This is a genomic window from Sorangium sp. So ce185 (assembly GCF_051526825.1).
In the GTDB taxonomy this organism is placed as follows: Bacteria; Myxococcota_A; Polyangia; order Polyangiales; family Polyangiaceae; genus Sorangium; species Sorangium cellulosum_D.
Window position 1 is genome coordinate 6,109,163 of record NZ_CP150316.1, and the last position, 15,577, is coordinate 6,124,739.

Genomic DNA, 15,577 nt, shown 5'->3' on the forward strand with positions numbered 1-15,577 from the left:
CTACATCCCCACGGGCGTCGCGTCGTCGACCGGGGCGGGCTCGCCGTTCTGCCGGTCGGCGCCCGGCGGCGCGCCCATGGGGTCGTGCGGCAGGCTCCCGCGGTGCGAGCGGAGCAGCACGTGGGGCGTCGCCAGGAGAAAGTTGGAGACGCGCGACGTGTAGATGTCCGCCGAGCGCTCGATCTGCCGGGCCAGGTGGCTCTTGTCGTTCCCGGTGCGGAGGAGCAGCCCCCACCGCGGGTTCATCGTCTCGGCCGACGCCTTCGCGAGCGGGGCGATCCGCGCGTCGAGCGCCGCGAGGCTGACCTTGAGCTCGTTCATCTTCGCCTGGACCTCGGCCTCCGTCGCCCCGACGACCGGCCCGTAGCCGGCGCGCATCCGCTGGAGCTCGAGGCGCAGCCTCGCGTAGAGGCGCTCCGCGCCCTCCTTCTCCCGCATCCAGAGATCGAGCCGCGCCTCGGCCCCCCGCGCCTCCTCGATCGCGACGATCTCCTCCTCGAGCTCCCGGATGATGAGCGCGGTGCGCCACCGGAGGACGCTCTTCGACACGTGCACGTCCCCATAGATGTGATCGCCGATATAGAGGATCTCGTCGCCGGACAGCCTGAGGTGGTGCTCGACGAGCCCCGCGTTGCCGCCGAGGTAGTGCCCGCCCTCGCGCAGCCGGCCGGCCGGGCGCAGGAGGCCGTCCTCCGTGACCACCTCGAACAGCGGGCTGCGGCTCGAGAAGAACTCCGGCTTCCGCGCGGACACGATGACCACGTCGAACAGGTCGCGCCACGTCATGCCGTCCGGCAGGAAGCGATCGAAGGCGTAGCTCATCATCGCGCGCGTGTAGACCCACTCGGAGTTCGTGATCAGGACGAGCTTCTTGCCCGCCTCCTTCTGGTCGAGCAGCGTGAGCGGGGTCTCCGGATCGAGCAGCACGAACCGGTCCGGATCCGCGATGATCTCGGCCTTGAGCTGCCCCTCCATGTGCGTCGCGTCGAGGCGATCCTTCACGCGGCGGTAGAGGTCGCTGTAGCCGAGCACCTCGGGCAGCCGGCGCTGATCGAGCAGATCGACGAGCTTCGCGTACATGCACCCTTCCGAGAGCGAGAAGAGCGTGTTCAGGAAGACGTAGCGCCCGTCCGCGAGGTCGACGATGGTCCGCGCGTACGTCGCGCGCTGGGTCTCGAAGTCGATCGGCTTCGTGCCGTGGTACGCCCGCTTCACGTACCCGAACCGATTCACCTTGAGCAGGTTGCCGAGCTCGGTGTCCAGGATGAGCCCCCGGATCACGAGGTCCGGCTCGAACGTCAGGTCTCCGACCGGCCAGCCCTCGCTCTCCAGGAGGTGCCGGAGGTGCTCATAGGCCCGACGCTCCCACGCCTCCACGCGGTAGTGGATCAGCGTGTAATCCATGTCGTACCCGATCGCCTTGATCGAACGGAGGTTCAGCGTCCGGTTGCAGAAGATCCCCCGCTGCTTGGGCGGCGGAGCGGAGAGGCAATCCAGCTTGTCCATGGTGAGATCGCCCGGAGAGCGGTCGTGAGGCATACCAGGGACCCGCGGCGTTGCCCACCCGGACCATCGCCGTCACCCGACCGTCAGGAGGGCGCGTCCGGCGCGTCGAGCCGTGGATGGCGCGTGGATGGCGCGATGTCGTTGCGGGCCGCGCTCGCGCGGGCTCAGCGGCGTCTGAGCCGGCTCTTGCCGCCGCCTTGGCGCCGGTCGGCGCTCGCGGCGGGACGCGGCGAGCGCGCGGCCTGGGGCGCGCGCCTCGAGTCGCCGCGATCGTCCGCCTCCCATCCGTCGTCGTCGTCCTCGTCGTCCTCGTCGTCGAAGAGGTCGTCGTCGTCGTCCTCGTCGTCCTCGTCGCGCGCCTCGGCGCGGCGCACCTCGAGCCCGAGCATGGTGAGCGCCTGCTCGAGCGTCAGCGCCGTCTTCACCGCCTCGAGCTCGACCCCCATGGCCTGCAGCGTCATCGCGATCTCGGGGCTCAGCCCGGACAGGATCGTGGGCGTGCCCATGAGCCGCGCGGCCGACGCCAGGTTCGACAGCACGGCGCACAGGTGGCTATCCATGATCCATACGGCCGTGAGATCGATGACCAGCCCCTTCGCGCCGCTCTCGTGGATGGCCCGCAGCACCTCGGTGTTCAGCTGCTCCGCGAGGTCGTCGGTCACGTCCCCCTGGATGGGCACCAGGATCCGGTCCCACAGGTTGATGATCGGAAGGCGCTTGAGCTCCATGGTCATCCTAAGGTTCGATGTCGGCGATCAAGACCGTTGAGTCGTCGTGCGAGCGCCGGTGTCGGCTCATGAGGACGCGGCAGGCCTCCGCGGCCTTCATCCCACGAAACAGCGAGAGGTCGAAGCGGGGCGAGATCCCGTCGGAGAAGAGGACGAGTCGGTCGCCCGGCGCGAGCTGCGCGTCGAAGATCCGGGCCTTGCCGAGCGACGCGCCGAGGATGCCCGGGCTCTGGAGCCACTGCACGCGCGTGCCGTGGGACATCAGCTCGACGTTCCCGACGCCGCAGCCCTGGAGCCGCCCCTCCCGGAAGCGGCAGACCATGCCGGCGGCGCCCCGGGTCCCGCGGAGCCGGACGTGGAGGCGGTCGATGAGGGCGCGGACGTCGTCGCCGCTCGGCGCGTCGGCGAGCGCCTTGAGCGCGACGTCCGCCGCGGCCGCCGCGTGCTCGCCGTGACCCAGCGCGTCGATGACCGCGAAGACGACCCCATCCTCGACGGCCCGCACGTAGGCGGCGTCGCCGCTGACGCGCTCTCCATCCTTCGGAAGAACGGCGTACTCCACGGCCAGCTTCACAGGTGGACCTCGATCTCCACCCGCGTCCCCTTCGGCCCCGAGTCGATCTGGAAGCGATCGGCCAGCCGCTTGACCCCGATGAGGCCGCGGCCCATGCCGGTCTTGCTCTTGTAGCGACCGGCGAGGATCTCCTGCAGGTTCTGGATGCCGGCGCCCTCGTCCACCGCGACGATGAGGAAGCGGACCGGGCTGTCGCGCTGCACGGCGATCTCGATCGTCCCGCCTGGAGTATAATGGACGATGTTCCGGGCGAGCTCGCTGACGATGGTCGCGACCTTGTGCGAGGTGAAGCTCTTTGCGCCGGCCGCGTCGCAAACGGCCTTCGCGCTCAGGCGCGCCTCGCTGATGTCCGCCTCCACGTTGATGGCCATGACCTTCGAGCGCCGCGAAGGCCGATCGCCGCCGATCGCCGAAATTTCCGACTTGAGCCGACCGAGCCGCGCCGGATCGACATAAAGGCGAGCCCGGCGCTCGATGCTCGGAATGATGTCCGGGAGGTCGTCGAGCGAGAACCTCTCGGGCTGGATCTCCGCCTCCCGCATGGCCCGGAGCAGGACTCCCTCTGCGTTCATCGCCGAGAGATAGCCGAGCAGGACGTTGAGAATCTGTTCGTGCGCGGGAGTCATCCGGGAAGAGCCTGGAAGGGCAGGTTACCGGGGCCCCGCGTCCGCGTCGAGTGCGCGGCGACGGCCTCGCCGGGTACGTCAGCCAACACACGAGAGCGCGGCCTCGGGCCGGCCGTCGCCGCAGGGCTCGCCCGGCGCGTCGCCGGCGGCGCGTTGCGTGAGGCCACGGCGGCGCCGGCCTGCGCCGGCGGCCCGCTCAGGCAACGCTCATGCCCGGATCGCCGGGGCGCCGATGTCGCTCAGGCCGGGTAGTACGACGTCTGACCCTGGTTCAGCTCCTCGGTGATCTTGTTTTCCTCGAGAAGCTTCTTGATCGGCTCCTGGAGCTCGGCTGCAGGGGTGCCCATCGCCAGCGCAAGATCGTCGATGCCCTGACCCGGCTCGATTTCCACATGGGCGAGCAGCGCCTCGGCGATCTCGTCCCCGGGGATCCCGGACGGCGCGTTCTCCGGGCTCGCCGGGCGGGTCTGCTCGGCGTCTTTCGCGCCCGCCCCGACGGCGGGCGCCGTCGGGGCGGAGGCGGCGCTCGCGCCGCGCGCCTTGGCCGCCTTGGCCGGGGCGGCCGCCGAACGCGCGGCGCCCGCGGTGGCCCGCGGCGTGGCCGCCTTCTTGCGCGGCGCAGCGCGCTTCGGGGCGGGGGCGGGGGCCTTGCGCGACGGCGCGCTGCGGACCGGCGCGGCCGGGCGGCGCGGCGCCGGAGCGCGCTCGGCCTTGGGGGCCGGCTTCATGGGAGTCGCGACCGGCCCGGATATCCCTGCGGCCTTGATGTCGACTTCCAGGTACCGCGCTGCGTTCTGGAGAACGTCCTTACGGGCCAGCGCTCTCATGCCCTCCAGGAACGCGGCCACCAAAGCACGAATCTCATTCTCGATCTCGACATCGGATATCACGCAGCCGCCGTCTCACGAATCCCCCGGAATGTCAACGTCTTCCGCGCGGAGTGACGCGCAGAGACCGGAGAAACCCGGACGATCTCGCGCCGGCCGCCGCCCCCGTCCCGGCGCTCGATCGGTGGCTCGGGCGCCTGTCCAGTGTGAATTTGCCGCTCTACCAAATGAAATGCGGCAAGATCCGAAACTCATCGACAATCCATGTCGACCCTCCGCCGGCGCGGGCGCGGGCCAGGCCGGTGGGCAGAGGTCGACTCGCTGCTCACGGCGACCCCGGCGCGGCGGGGCGCGGGGGCGGTCGATCAAGCCGCCTTGACCGCACGGAGCGACGGGCGGCGCAGGGGGCGGAGCGGCGCCGCCGCGAAGGCCGCGCCGAGCGCGAGCCCGCGGAACGTCAGCCGCATCCGCAGGGCATCGAGGTAGCCCTCGCGGTGGAGGGCGGTGATCGCCCGGCGGACGTCCGTCCGGCGCACCGCGAGGGCCGTGGTCAATGTTTCGAGGGTCACCGTCTTGCCCTCGCTCTGGAGGGAGAGCAGCGTCCGGAGAAGATGCGGAACGAGGTCCTTGTCGGTCATGGCGCCGACCCTAGTTCAGTAGCTGAACGGTCGTACAGTTTGTGGCGACGATTTCTTCGGGCCGCCGGCGGGAGCGCCCGAGGCGCGCCGAAGGTGGCCGTCGGCTGTGGTACGTCCCGCTGGTGCGCCCCGACGCCCTTTCCCCCCAAGCCGTGATCCTCGCCGGCGGGCTCGGCACCCGGATGCGCCCGCGGACGGAGCGCACGCCGAAGTTCCTCTTGCCGGTGGCCGGCAGGCCGTTCGGGGCGTGGCTCCTCGATCGGCTCGCCGCCGCGGGCTTCGGCGAGGTGGTCCTCTGCGTGGGTCACCTGGGCGAGGCCGTACGTGCGGCGATGGGCGAGCGGTTCGCGGGGCTGCCCCTCCGTTATGCCGACGACGGCCCCGAGCTCCTGGGCACGGCCGGCGCGCTGCGGCGCGCGCTGCCCCAGCTGGCCCCTGTGTTCCTCATGACCTACGGCGACTCCTATCTCCCCTTCGATTACCTGGCCCCGCTCCGGGACCTCCACGCGCACCCGGGCGCGCTCGGCACGATGGCCGTGTACCGGAACGAGGGTCGGCTGGACGCCTCGAACACGGCCGTCTCGGGCGACCTCGTGGCGCGTTACGAGAAGCGCCGCGCGGGCGCCCCGCCCGACCCTGCCCTCGATCACATCGATTACGGCGCGACCGCGCTCCGCCGCGAGGTCGTCGAGGCGCTGCCGGCGGACACGCCGCTCGGCTTCGATGCGGTGCAGCGGGACCTCGCGGCGCGCGGCCGCCTGCGGGCGCTCCCGGTCGCGGCGCGCTTCTACGAGATCGGCTCCGAGCGGGGCCTCCGCGATCTCGAGGCCGCGCTCGGGGCCCCGGCCGCGGCGGAGGAGCGGGGATGATCGTCTCCCGCGCCCCGGTCCGCTTCTCCCTCGGCGGCGGCGGGACCGATCTGCCCGCCTACTCCGACCGCTTCGGCGGCTACCTCGTGTCGGCCGCCATCGACAAGTACATCTACGTCACGGCCAACAAGCGCTTCCACCGCGACATCCGCCTCGCCTACTCGAAGACCGAGATCGTCCCCTCGGTCGACCGGATCGAGCACCCCATTTTCCGGGAGGCGCTCCGGATGATGGGAATCGAGCACTCGATCGAGCTCACGAGCGTCGCGGATCTCCCCGCGAACTCGGGGCTCGGCTCGTCGAGCTCGTTCACGGTCGCGCTCCTCAACGCCCTGCACGCCTACAAGCGCGACTTCGTGTCGTCCGAGCAGCTCGCGCGGGAGGCGTGCGCCATCGAGATCGAGCGCCTCGGGGAGCCGATCGGCAAGCAGGATCAGTACATCGCCGCCTACGGTAACGTCACCGCGTTCACGTTCTCGCCGGACGGCTCGGTGCACGTCGAGCCCGTGCCGGTCCGCGACGAGGTGCTGGACGAGCTCGAGAGCAACCTGCTCATCGTGTGGAGCGGCATCGAGCGACCGGCCAGGGTCGTGCTCTCCGAGCAGGGGCGGCGGCTGCACGATCTCGAGCCCGCGGTGGTCGAGCGGATGCACCGCATCAAGGAGATCGGCCGCGACGTGCACCGGATCCTCGTCTCCGGCAGGCTCGACGATTACGGCGAGCTCCTGCACGCCCACTGGACCCAGAAGCGTAAGCTCGCCTCCAAGATGACCGACGAGGTCCTCGACGAGATCTACGAGATCGCCCGGGGCGCCGGGGCGCTCGGCGGCAAGCTGATGGGGGCCGGGGGCGGCGGGTTCTTCATGTTCTACGTCCGCCCGGCGGAGAAGCGCCGGGTGCTGGAGGCGCTCGCCGCGAAGGGCCTGCGCGTGCTGCGCTTCCGCTTCGATCTCGACGGCGCGCGCATCGTCGCGAACCTGCACCGATCGTGAGCTTGCGCGCCGGCGCGCCGCTCGCTGGGCATCTCGCGGGGATTCTGGCTATAGATCGACCATGCCGCAGAGCACGCACGACTTCGTGGAAAAGTACCTTCGCGAGACGGCCGAGATCGCCCTCGCGACGAGCCCGGACGACATGGCGCGGGTCATCGAGATCCTCTTCGAGGCGTACCGGAACGATCGCACCATCTACACGTGCGGCAACGGCGGCTCGGCGGCCAACGCGAGCCACCTCGCCTGCGACATCGCCAAGTTCACGTGGGTCGAAGGCAAGCGCCGCTTCAAGTGCACCTCGCTCTGCGACAACGCGGCCCTCCTCAGCGCCCTGACCAACGACGTCGGCTTCAACCGGATCTTCCTCGAGCAGCTCGACGGCCGCATCGTCGCCGGCGACGTGCTCGTGTGCCTGAGCGTGCACGGCGGCTCGGGCGCCGATCGGGCCGGCCCGTGGTCGCAGAACCTGGTGGCCGCCGCGGACTTCGCGAGGAAGGCGGGGGCCAAGGTGGTCGCGCTCGTCGGCTACGACGGCGGCGCGCTGCGCCAGATGGCCGACGCCAGCGTGATCGTGCCGAGGACGCGCGCCGGCTACACGTCGACGCCGCACGTCGAGGGCTTCCACGAGGTCTACCACCACCTGATCTGCGAGCGGCTCCTGCAGCTCGTGGCCGAGAGCTGAGCGCCGCGTGGCGAGGCGCGGGATCGTCCTCGACCGCGACGGCACCCTCATCGACGTGGTGCGCGATCCCGAGCTCGGCGTGGTCGTGACGGCGTTCCACCCGGATCAGATCCGGCTCCTGCCGGGCGCGCTCGAGGGCCTGCGGCGGCTCGCGGACGCGGGGTTCTTGCTGGCGATCGCGACCAACCAGCCGGGGGCGGCGAAGGGCCAGGTCCCCTGGTGGGCGATCGAGCGCACGAACCGCGCGCTCGTCGACGGGCTGCGCGCGGCCGGCGTCGAGATCGCGGCGCTCGCGGCGTGCCCGCACCACCCCGAGGGCGGGCCCGGCGGCGATCCGGCGCTGATCGGCCCGTGCGACTGCAGGAAGCCGAAGCCGGGGATGCTCACGGGGCTCGCGCGCGATCTCGATCTCGACGTCGCCGCGAGCTGGATGATCGGCGACGCGCCGAGCGACGTGGCGGCCGCGCGCGCCGCGGGCATGCGGGCGGGCCTGCTCCTGGATCGACGCCGCTGCGAGCTGTGCCCGCTGCGGGGCGAGGCCGACCTCCCCTGCCCCGATCGCGCGGCGCCGCGGCTCGATCTCCTGGCCGCGGAGATCCTCGCCGAGCCGCGCGGCTAGCTCGGCGACGGCTACCTGGGCGCGAGCGGGCCCACGAGCGCGGCGACGCGCTTCGACAGCGGCGGCTGGTTGTCGCTGCGCCGCGAGAGCGGGATGCCCTCGGGCGACAGGCGCAGGCACGGCTCCGCGACGAACATGGCGAACGAGACGTACTCGCGCAGCCACTGCGAGAGCATCGCCTCGGCCTGCTCGGCGCCGGCGATGAGCGTGGCGTTGTCGAGCAGCCTCGCCGGCTCGAACGTCCCGTCCGGCGCGGGCCCCGCCCCGCGGAAGAGGGCATCGTAGATGCCGGCGCCCGCGGCGAACGCGGCGAGCTGCCAGCGCACCTCGTCGCCCCGCTGGGCCCCGTCGATGGCGGAGAGGATCGACGCGATCGCCTCGTTGAAGAGCGCGATGCCGGCGGCGGCGCCCGTCGGCCCCGGCGCGCGCACCACGACCCGCCCGGACTGCGCCAGCTGGAAGAGCGCCCGCGTGGTCTCGAACTCCCCCTGCCCGAGCGCGCGCGCCACCTCCGCCACCGATCGCTGCCCGTCGACGGCGTCGTACACCGCGCGGAGCTCCTCCGGCGGCGGGCCGCGATCCGGCACCCGCGCGGGCACGTGCTGATCCGACGGGATCCGCTCCCGGAAATAGCGCAGCTCGTCCATGCGGCGCACCGCCTCGAGGAGCAGCGCGTGGACCGGGAGGTCGTGGCGCGTCGGGATCTGCTCCTCCTCGAAGCCCGCGAGGAAGTAGAACATCCCCTCGCCCGCGAGGAGCATCCGGTAGGCGATCTCCTCCGCCTGCGCGCTGAGCAGCTGGTAGAGCCGCTCGCGCGGCACGAAGCCGAGCTTCACCGCGGTCTCGCCGAAGCGCACGTCCGGCGCCGCGGCGGCGAGCGTCGCCTCGACCTGCGGCCGCGAGAGCGCGCCGTAGCGGTAGAGCACCTCGCCGATGCGCTCGCCCGGGGCGCTCGAGCGCGCGGCGATGGCGTGGCCCGGCTCGAAGAACAGCGACCGGCTCTCCGCGCCGTCGATCACGGCGAGCTCGCCGGACCACCCCGCCTGCCCGATGAGCGAGACGACGTCGCAGAGCGCGCCCGGCCCCACGATCTGCCCGGCGAGCCGGAGCGGCGGGGCCGCCGGCGCGTCGGCCGGCGCCTCCTTCCCCACGTGGCGCATCACGACGAGGTGGCCGGGCGCGGGCAGCAGCTGGAACACCCCCTGCCGCGCGCGCAGGCGCTTGCTGGCGTCCAGGTCGACGGGGTGCGCCGTGCCAGTCGCGTCGATGCGCACGAGCGAGCGGTGCTCTTCGGTCATCGCCGCGATCTCTAACCCAGCGCGGAGAGGGCGGCCACGGCCGGCCGGCGGCCACGGCCGGCCTCGCGCGCGCCGCGCCCGCGCCGCCGCCCGGGCGACCGCGCGCGGCGTGCTACCGTCCCGCCGTGACGCCCCCCCCGGATCACGACGGCGGCGCGCCCGGCGATCGGAGCGCCCGCGATAACACCCCCGCCACCGCGGACGAGCTCGAGGCGCGCCTCGCGGCGGCCCGCTACATCGCCGATCCGGCGACCTCGCTCGCGCTGTGGCTCGCCCTCCGCATGGAGCGGCCGCTCCTGCTCGAAGGGCCGGCCGGCGTCGGCAAGACCGAGCTCGCCCGCGCCGCGGCCGAGGCGCTCGGTCGCGGGCTCATCCGGCTCCAGTGCTACGAGGGCCTCGACGAGGCGAAGGCGCTGTACGAGTGGGACTACGCGAAGCAGATGCTCTACACGCAGCTCCTGCGCGACGCGGTCGCGAAGGAGATCGCCGGCGCCGCGAGCCTCGCCGCCGCCGCGCGCGCGATCGCGGGGAGCGAGGCGTCGTTCTTCAGCGAGCATTTCTTGATCGCGCGCCCGCTCCTCGCGGCGCTGCGCAGCGCCGCTCCTGTCGTCCTCCTCATCGACGAGGTCGATCGCGCCGACCCGGAGTTCGAGGCGTTCCTGCTGGAGGTGCTCGCCGACATGCAGGTCACGATCCCCGAGCTCGGCACGATGCGCGCCGCGCACCCGCCGCTCGTCCTGCTCACCACGAACGCGACGCGCGAGATGACCGAAGCGCTGCGCCGCCGTTGCCTGCACGCGTTCCTGGACTACCCGCCGCCGTCGCGCGAGATCGCCATCCTGAGGGTCGCCCTCCCGGGGATCGAGCCCCGCCTCGCCGCGCAGATCGTCGCGTTCGTCGCCGGCCTGAGGGCCATGGATCTGCGGAAATCCCCCGCCATCAGCGAGACGATCGACTGGGCGCGCGCGCTGCTCCTGCTCGGCAAGCGCGCGATCACCCCGGAGCTCGCCCGCGACACGCTCGGCGTCCTGCTCAAGCACCAGGGCGACCGCGCCGACGCCGAGGCGAAGCTCGGCGCCCTGGCGCGGGCCGCCGAGAGCGCGGGCGCGGCCGAGCCGCCTACCTGAGCTCGGCCACCTTCTCGCCGAACAGCTTCTCGAGCCGCCCCAGCATCGCGTCGTTCGGCTCGACGCGGAGATCGCGCCCCAGCGCCAGCACCGCCTCCGCCCCGTCGTCGAGCTGGATCACGAGCTGCACCGGGCACACCCCCGGGCTCGCCCGCAGGAGCGCGCCGAGCCGATCGATGTGCTCGCGCCTGGCGCTGCGCGACTTCAGCGTGATCGCCACGCTCCGCGTCTGCGCCAGGATCGCGTCGGAGAGCGGCTGCACCTCGTCGAGCAGGAGGGTCGGCTCGCGCGGCGCGGACTCGGCCTCCTCGGCGCCCTCGTCCACCATGGGGAAGCTGACCTTGCCCGAGATCAAGACCGGCTCTCCCCGGTTCAGGAGCTCGCCGTAGGCCTCGATCTGCTTCTCGCGCACCTTGACCTCGACCCGGCCGGACGTGTCCTCGAGCACGAAGAACGCGATCTTGCCGCCGCCGCCCTTGAAGATGCGCTCGCGGTAGCCCTCGACCATCCCGCCGACGCGCACCCTGGCCCAGGCGTCCAGGCCGGCCAGCGCGCTCACCGCGGTCACGTCGAAGCGGTTCAGATCCACGCCGTACCGATCGAGCGGGTGCCCCGAGACGTAGAACCCGAGCGACTGCTTCTCCCGCGAGAGCGTCTCCCGCAGATCCCAGTCCTCGACCATCGGGTAGTCGTCGAGCCGCACCTCGTTCTTGGACGCGACGGCCGCGAACAGGCCGATCTGCGCGCTGTTCCGCTCCTTGCTCGCGGAGCGCGAGCGATCGAGCGCCCTGTCGATGGCCGCGAACGCCCGCGACCGCGAGATGCCCCGCGCCCGGAGGCTCGCGTCGAAGGCGCCGCACTGCACGAGCGCCTCGAACACCCCCTTGTTGACCCGCCGCGGATCGACGCGCTCGGCGAAGTCGAAGAGATCCCCGAACGCGCCCCCCGCCTCCCGCGCCTCGAGGACCGCCTCGAGCGCCGACTCGCCGACGCCGCGGATCGCCCCCATGCCGAAGCGGATCTTCGGGTCGTACGGATCCCTCGCCCGCGAGCCGCCGCGCCGGGTGCCGGTCACGCGCTTGCCGTTCGTCACCGGCGTCGCGCTGTAGACGACGGTGAAGTCCGTCTTGGACTCGTTGATCTCGGGCGGCAGGATCTCGACCCCCCACGCGCGCCCCTCCGCGATGATCCGCACGACCTTCTCGATCTTGTCGCGGTCGGCCGTCATCAGGGCGCACAGGAACTCGACCGGGTAGTGCGCCTTGAGGTAGGCCGTCTGGTAGGTGAGCAGCGCGTACGCGGCCGAGTGGCTCTTGTTGAAGCCGTAGCCCGCGAAGTACTCGAGGAGCCCGAAGATGCGCTCGGCGTCCTCCGCCTTCACCCCGTTCTTGAGCGAGCCGTCGACGAACGTCGCCTTCTGCTTCGCCATCTCCTCGGGCTTCTTCTTGCCCATGGCGCGCCGGAGCAGGTCGGCGCCGCCGAGCGTGTAGCCCGCGAGCCGCTGCGCGATCTGCATGACCTGCTCCTGGTAGACGATGACGCCGTACGTCGGCTGGAGGAGCTCGTCGACGAGGGGGTGCATCTTCTCGATCGGCTTGCGTCCGTGCTTGCAGTCGACGAAGTCCTTCACCATGCCGGTGCCGAGCGGCCCGGGCCGGTAGAGCGCCACGGCGGCGACGATGTCCTCGAAGGCGTCGGGCTTCAGGTCCTTGAAGAGCTGCTGCATGCCGCTCGACTCGAGCTGGAACACCCCGGTGGTCTCGCCCGACTGGAGGAGCGCGTAGGTGGCGGGGTCGTCGATCGGCACCGTGTTCACGTCGAACCGCGCGCCCTCCTTGCCCGCGCGGTCCGGGCGCGCGTTCACGAGCCGCACCGCGATGTCGATGACGGTGAGCGTCTTCAGCCCGAGGAAGTCGAACTTCACGAGCCCGGCCAGCTCGACGTCGTCCTTGTAGTACTGCGTGACGACCTGCTCGCCGTTCTTGAAGCACGGGACGTGATCCCAGAGCGGCCCCTCGCTGATCACGACGCCGGCGGCGTGCATGCCGGCGTGCCGCGTCAGCCCCTCGAGCTTCTGCGCCTGCTTCAGGAGCTCCGCGACCGTGGGGTCGCTCTCCTTGAGCGCCTTGAGCTTCGGCTCGATGTCGAGCGCCTCGGGGATCGTGTACGTGATCCCCGGCCCCTTCTGCGGGATGAGGCTCGCGATCTTCTGCGCCTCGTTGGCGGGGAACGCCATCGCCCGGGCGACGTCCTTGATGACGCTCCGCGCCTTGAGCTCATGGAACGTCGCGATCTGCCCGACGGAGGGTTTGTCGGCCTCCTTGCTGTACTTCTTGGTGACGTACGAGATGACCTCGTCGCGCCGGTCCATGCAGAAGTCGACGTCGAAGTCGGGCATGCTGATGCGCTCCGGGTTCAGGAAGCGCTCGAACAGCAGGTTGTACGGGAGCGGATCGAGATCGGTGATCTCCATCGCGTAGGCCACGAGCGAACCGGCGCCCGAGCCGCGGCCCGGCCCGACCGGGATGCCGTGGTCCTTCGCGTACTTGATGAAGTCCCAGACGATGAGGAAGTAGCCCGGGAAGTCCATCTGGACGATGACGTTCAGCTCGACGTCGAGGCGCGCCCGGTAGACCGCCTCGTCCACCTTCCGGCCCGTCCGGGCGATCTGGGCGAGGCGCTTCGTGAGCCCCTCGTGCGCCACGTGCCGGAAGTAGCTCCCCGGGTCGTCGAACCCGCTCGGCAGCGGGAACCGCGGGAGCATCGGCTTGCCGAGCTTGAGCTTGAGCCCCGCGCACCGCTCGGCGATCTCGAGCGTCGAGCGGACCGCCTGCGGGTGGTCGCGGAAGAGGTGCGCCATCTCGTCGGCGGGCTTGAGGAACATCTCGAAGCTGCCGTGGTGCGCCTCGCTGGCCTCGGCGAACGTGCGGTTCGCCGCGATGCACGACAGGTAGAGCTGCCCCTCGCCGTCCTCGCGCGCGCCGAAGTGCGCGTCGTTCGTCGCGACGAGCGGCAGCCCCAGATCGCCCGCCGCGCGCGCGAGGATGCCGTTGAGCACCGACTGCTCGACGAGCCCGTGGTCCTGGAGCTCGACGTAGAGGCTCCCCGGCTCGAAGCAGTCCCGGAGCCGGCTGAGCGCCTCGCGCCCCTCGTCCTCGCCCTGCTCCAGGATGCGCTGGGCGACCACGCCGCCCATGCAGCCGGTCAGGCCGATGAGCCCCGCGCTGTGCTGCGCCACCATGTCGAGCCGCACGCTCGGCGCGAGCCCGCTCGCGGGCTCGACGTGCCCCAGCGAGACGATGCGGACGAGGTTCTTGTAGCCCTCCTCGGACGTCGCGAGCAGCACCAGGTGATCGACGGGCGTCTCGTCCACGCCCGAGCGCGACACCTGCCCCGCGGACGCGCCCCAGCTGCGCGCCACGTTCACCTCGCAGCCGATGATCGCGCCGATGCCCTGGTCCTTGCAGGCCTTGTAGTGCTGAATCGCCCCGAACATGTTCCCATGGTCCGTCAGGGCGACCGCGCGCATACCGAGCGACTTGGCGCGCGCGGCGAGGTCCTTGACGCGCAGCGCGCCGTCGAGGAGCGAGTACTGCGAATGCACGTGGAGGTGGATGAACTCAGCGGTCACAGCGGGCTTCCAGGTGGCTTCTCATCGTCGTGCGAATCGGGAAAGACCGGTAATCAGGGAGAACGAAATCGGAAGGCGTTTGGACAACCGACCGTCACGTGCCTGCGAGCTCACATATAGCGCATTGCGCAGCGGGGATCGTCCTTGATGAGGCGCGCGAGCCGGCGCTAGCATGTGCGCCCGTTTGAGAGCACTTGCCTGATTTGGGGTGGGGTTTCCAGAAAGTGAGGTCGATGATGCGCCATTCCCGTATCGCCGTCGCGGTTTATTTGGCGACGGCGCTCCTGTCCGTCGCCGGCTGTGGTTCCGAAGAGGCCGCGCCGCCGCCCGCTGAACAAGACGTCGACCTCGGCCAGCCGCCCGGGCCGGGGCCGGAGCAGGCCGGTGACGGCGCGGGGGTCGCGTTCGCGATCGACCGCCTCTTCCTCGGCGACACGGATCGCAACGGGGACAAGGTGCCCGGAAGCTGGAAGCAGTACGGCTTCAACATCGACGGCAAGGTGTCCAGCACCATCTCGGAGGACCTGTGCAAGCCGGTCGACGGCGCCGCCCCTTCGGACATCTATCCGGACGGCGCCGACGGCATCGACAACTCCTTCGGAAACAAGCTCGTCCCCCTCATTGCGACTCTCCTGCCCGAGCCGTCGACCAAGGTCAGCGACGCCATCGCCAACGGCGATTTCACGGTGATCCTGAAGGTCGACGGGCTCGGCGCGCAGTCGTCCTACAACCCGCTCACCGCGAAGCTCTATGGCGGCGCCACCCTGGGCTCGGCGCCCGTCTGGAACGGCAGCGACAAGTGGCCCGTCGTCCCGGAGCTGCTCGAGGACGCGCAGGACATCGAGAGCGCCAAGGTCGTGTTCCCGGCCAGCTACGTCGTCGACAACACGTGGGTTTCTGGCCCGGAGTCGCAGGTCACCTTCAAGCTGAACCTGACGATCTCGGGGACCACCATCGGCCTCACGATCCGCAACGTGAGGATCGCGATGGACCTCGATCCCGATCGCAAGTCGGTCGTCAACGGCACCATCGCGGGCGTGCTCGAGACGGCCGTCCTCGTCGAGGAGCTGGGCAGCGTCATCGGCGCCATCCAGCCGACGTTCTGCGAGGGCGCGGGGCTGGAGACGACCCTCGACCAGGTCCGTCGCGCCTCGGACATCCTGAAGGACGGCAGCCAGGACCCGGGCCAGGACTGCAACGCCATCTCCATCGGCATCGGGTTCACGGCGCGACAGGTGCAGCTGGGCGAGATCGCGCCCCCTGCCGAGACGAGCGGCGTGCCGTGCGGGGAAGCGCCCCCGGACGAGGGCTGAGCGCCGCGCGACTCCCATCCAGCAGCGGCGATCCCGGCGGAGCCCTCGTCGAGGGCTCCGCGGGCACTTCCCGGGTGCCCCCTCGCCAGAGCTCCCCACAGCCTGCGACCTGCTCAGCCCGCCCGCGCTCCGCGCGAAGATCGTGCT

At 71.3% G+C, this 15,577-nt stretch carries 14 protein-coding genes; 6 read left to right on the forward strand and 8 right to left on the reverse strand.

What is annotated here, in order from left to right:
* The 6 genes from WMF26_RS22315 to WMF26_RS22340 form a co-directional block, all read right to left on the reverse strand.
* Positions 1-1,506 carry an HAD-IG family 5'-nucleotidase gene (locus tag WMF26_RS22315; protein ID WP_437563852.1) on the reverse strand — a complete coding sequence of 502 codons (1,506 nt, stop codon included), beginning with the start codon at positions 1,504-1,506 and terminating at the stop codon, positions 1-3.
* Between the two features lie 164 nt (positions 1,507-1,670).
* The gene (locus WMF26_RS22320) at positions 1,671-2,234 is read right to left on the reverse strand and encodes an STAS domain-containing protein (RefSeq protein WP_437321358.1); all 564 of its coding nucleotides are present in this window, start codon (positions 2,232-2,234) and stop codon (positions 1,671-1,673) included.
* A gap of 7 nt (positions 2,235-2,241) precedes the next feature.
* A complete protein-coding gene (locus WMF26_RS22325; protein WP_020736436.1) occupies positions 2,242-2,808 on the reverse strand; it encodes a SpoIIE family protein phosphatase in 567 nt (188 codons plus the stop codon).
* Complete coding sequence (locus tag WMF26_RS22330) at positions 2,805-3,434, reverse strand: ATP-binding protein (RefSeq protein ID WP_020736437.1); 630 nt, start codon at positions 3,432-3,434, stop codon at positions 2,805-2,807. Before WMF26_RS22330 ends, WMF26_RS22325 begins: the two co-directional genes overlap by 4 nt.
* 239 nt (positions 3,435-3,673) lie before the next feature.
* A complete protein-coding gene (locus WMF26_RS22335; RefSeq protein WP_437948184.1) occupies positions 3,674-4,324 on the reverse strand; it encodes a hypothetical protein in 651 nt (216 codons plus the stop codon).
* A gap of 302 nt (positions 4,325-4,626) precedes the next feature.
* On the reverse strand, positions 4,627-4,899 hold the full coding sequence (locus WMF26_RS22340; RefSeq protein ID WP_437339050.1) for a hypothetical protein: 273 nt from the start codon (positions 4,897-4,899) through the stop codon (positions 4,627-4,629).
* 152 nt (positions 4,900-5,051) lie between these two features.
* Between WMF26_RS22340 and WMF26_RS22345 the strand changes: the two genes are divergently transcribed.
* The 4 genes from WMF26_RS22345 (at position 5,052) to WMF26_RS22360 (ending at position 8,061) form a co-directional block, all read left to right on the forward strand.
* Entirely contained in the window at positions 5,052-5,768 is a 717-nt protein-coding gene (locus tag WMF26_RS22345) for a nucleotidyltransferase family protein (protein WP_438002435.1), read from the forward strand.
* Positions 5,765-6,760: a GHMP family kinase ATP-binding protein gene (locus tag WMF26_RS22350; protein WP_061621902.1), complete on the forward strand. Its 996-nt coding sequence runs from the start codon at positions 5,765-5,767 to the stop codon at positions 6,758-6,760. The genes WMF26_RS22345 and WMF26_RS22350 overlap by 4 nt, the downstream gene beginning before the upstream one ends.
* Before the next feature lie 61 nt (positions 6,761-6,821).
* Positions 6,822-7,442, forward strand: coding sequence for a D-sedoheptulose-7-phosphate isomerase (locus WMF26_RS22355; RefSeq protein ID WP_061621903.1), 621 nt, complete (start codon positions 6,822-6,824; stop codon positions 7,440-7,442).
* A gap of 7 nt (positions 7,443-7,449) precedes the next feature.
* A complete protein-coding gene (locus tag WMF26_RS22360) occupies positions 7,450-8,061 on the forward strand; it encodes a D-glycero-alpha-D-manno-heptose-1,7-bisphosphate 7-phosphatase (protein WP_020736442.1) in 612 nt (203 codons plus the stop codon).
* An 11-nt stretch (positions 8,062-8,072) separates the two neighbouring features.
* On the opposite strand, the gene WMF26_RS22365 is transcribed toward WMF26_RS22360, so the two are convergent.
* Positions 8,073-9,359: a DUF4388 domain-containing protein gene (locus tag WMF26_RS22365; protein WP_438001973.1), complete on the reverse strand. Its 1,287-nt coding sequence runs from the start codon at positions 9,357-9,359 to the stop codon at positions 8,073-8,075.
* Between the two features lie 125 nt (positions 9,360-9,484).
* Between WMF26_RS22365 and WMF26_RS22370 the strand changes: the two genes are divergently transcribed.
* Positions 9,485-10,486 (forward strand): AAA family ATPase, encoded by a 1,002-nt coding sequence (locus tag WMF26_RS22370; RefSeq protein ID WP_438001974.1) that lies wholly within the window; start codon positions 9,485-9,487, stop codon positions 10,484-10,486.
* On the opposite strand, the gene dnaE is transcribed toward WMF26_RS22370, so the two are convergent.
* The gene (dnaE, locus tag WMF26_RS22375) at positions 10,479-14,117 is read right to left on the reverse strand and encodes a DNA polymerase III subunit alpha (protein ID WP_438001975.1); all 3,639 of its coding nucleotides are present in this window, start codon (positions 14,115-14,117) and stop codon (positions 10,479-10,481) included. The two genes, WMF26_RS22370 and dnaE, sit on opposite strands and share 8 nt — an antisense overlap.
* Before the next feature lie 233 nt (positions 14,118-14,350).
* Here dnaE and WMF26_RS22380 point away from each other — a divergent pair, with 233 nt between their 5' ends.
* Positions 14,351-15,430, forward strand: coding sequence for a hypothetical protein (locus tag WMF26_RS22380; RefSeq protein ID WP_438001976.1), 1,080 nt, complete (start codon positions 14,351-14,353; stop codon positions 15,428-15,430).
* The last annotated feature ends 147 nt before the right edge of the window (positions 15,431-15,577 follow it).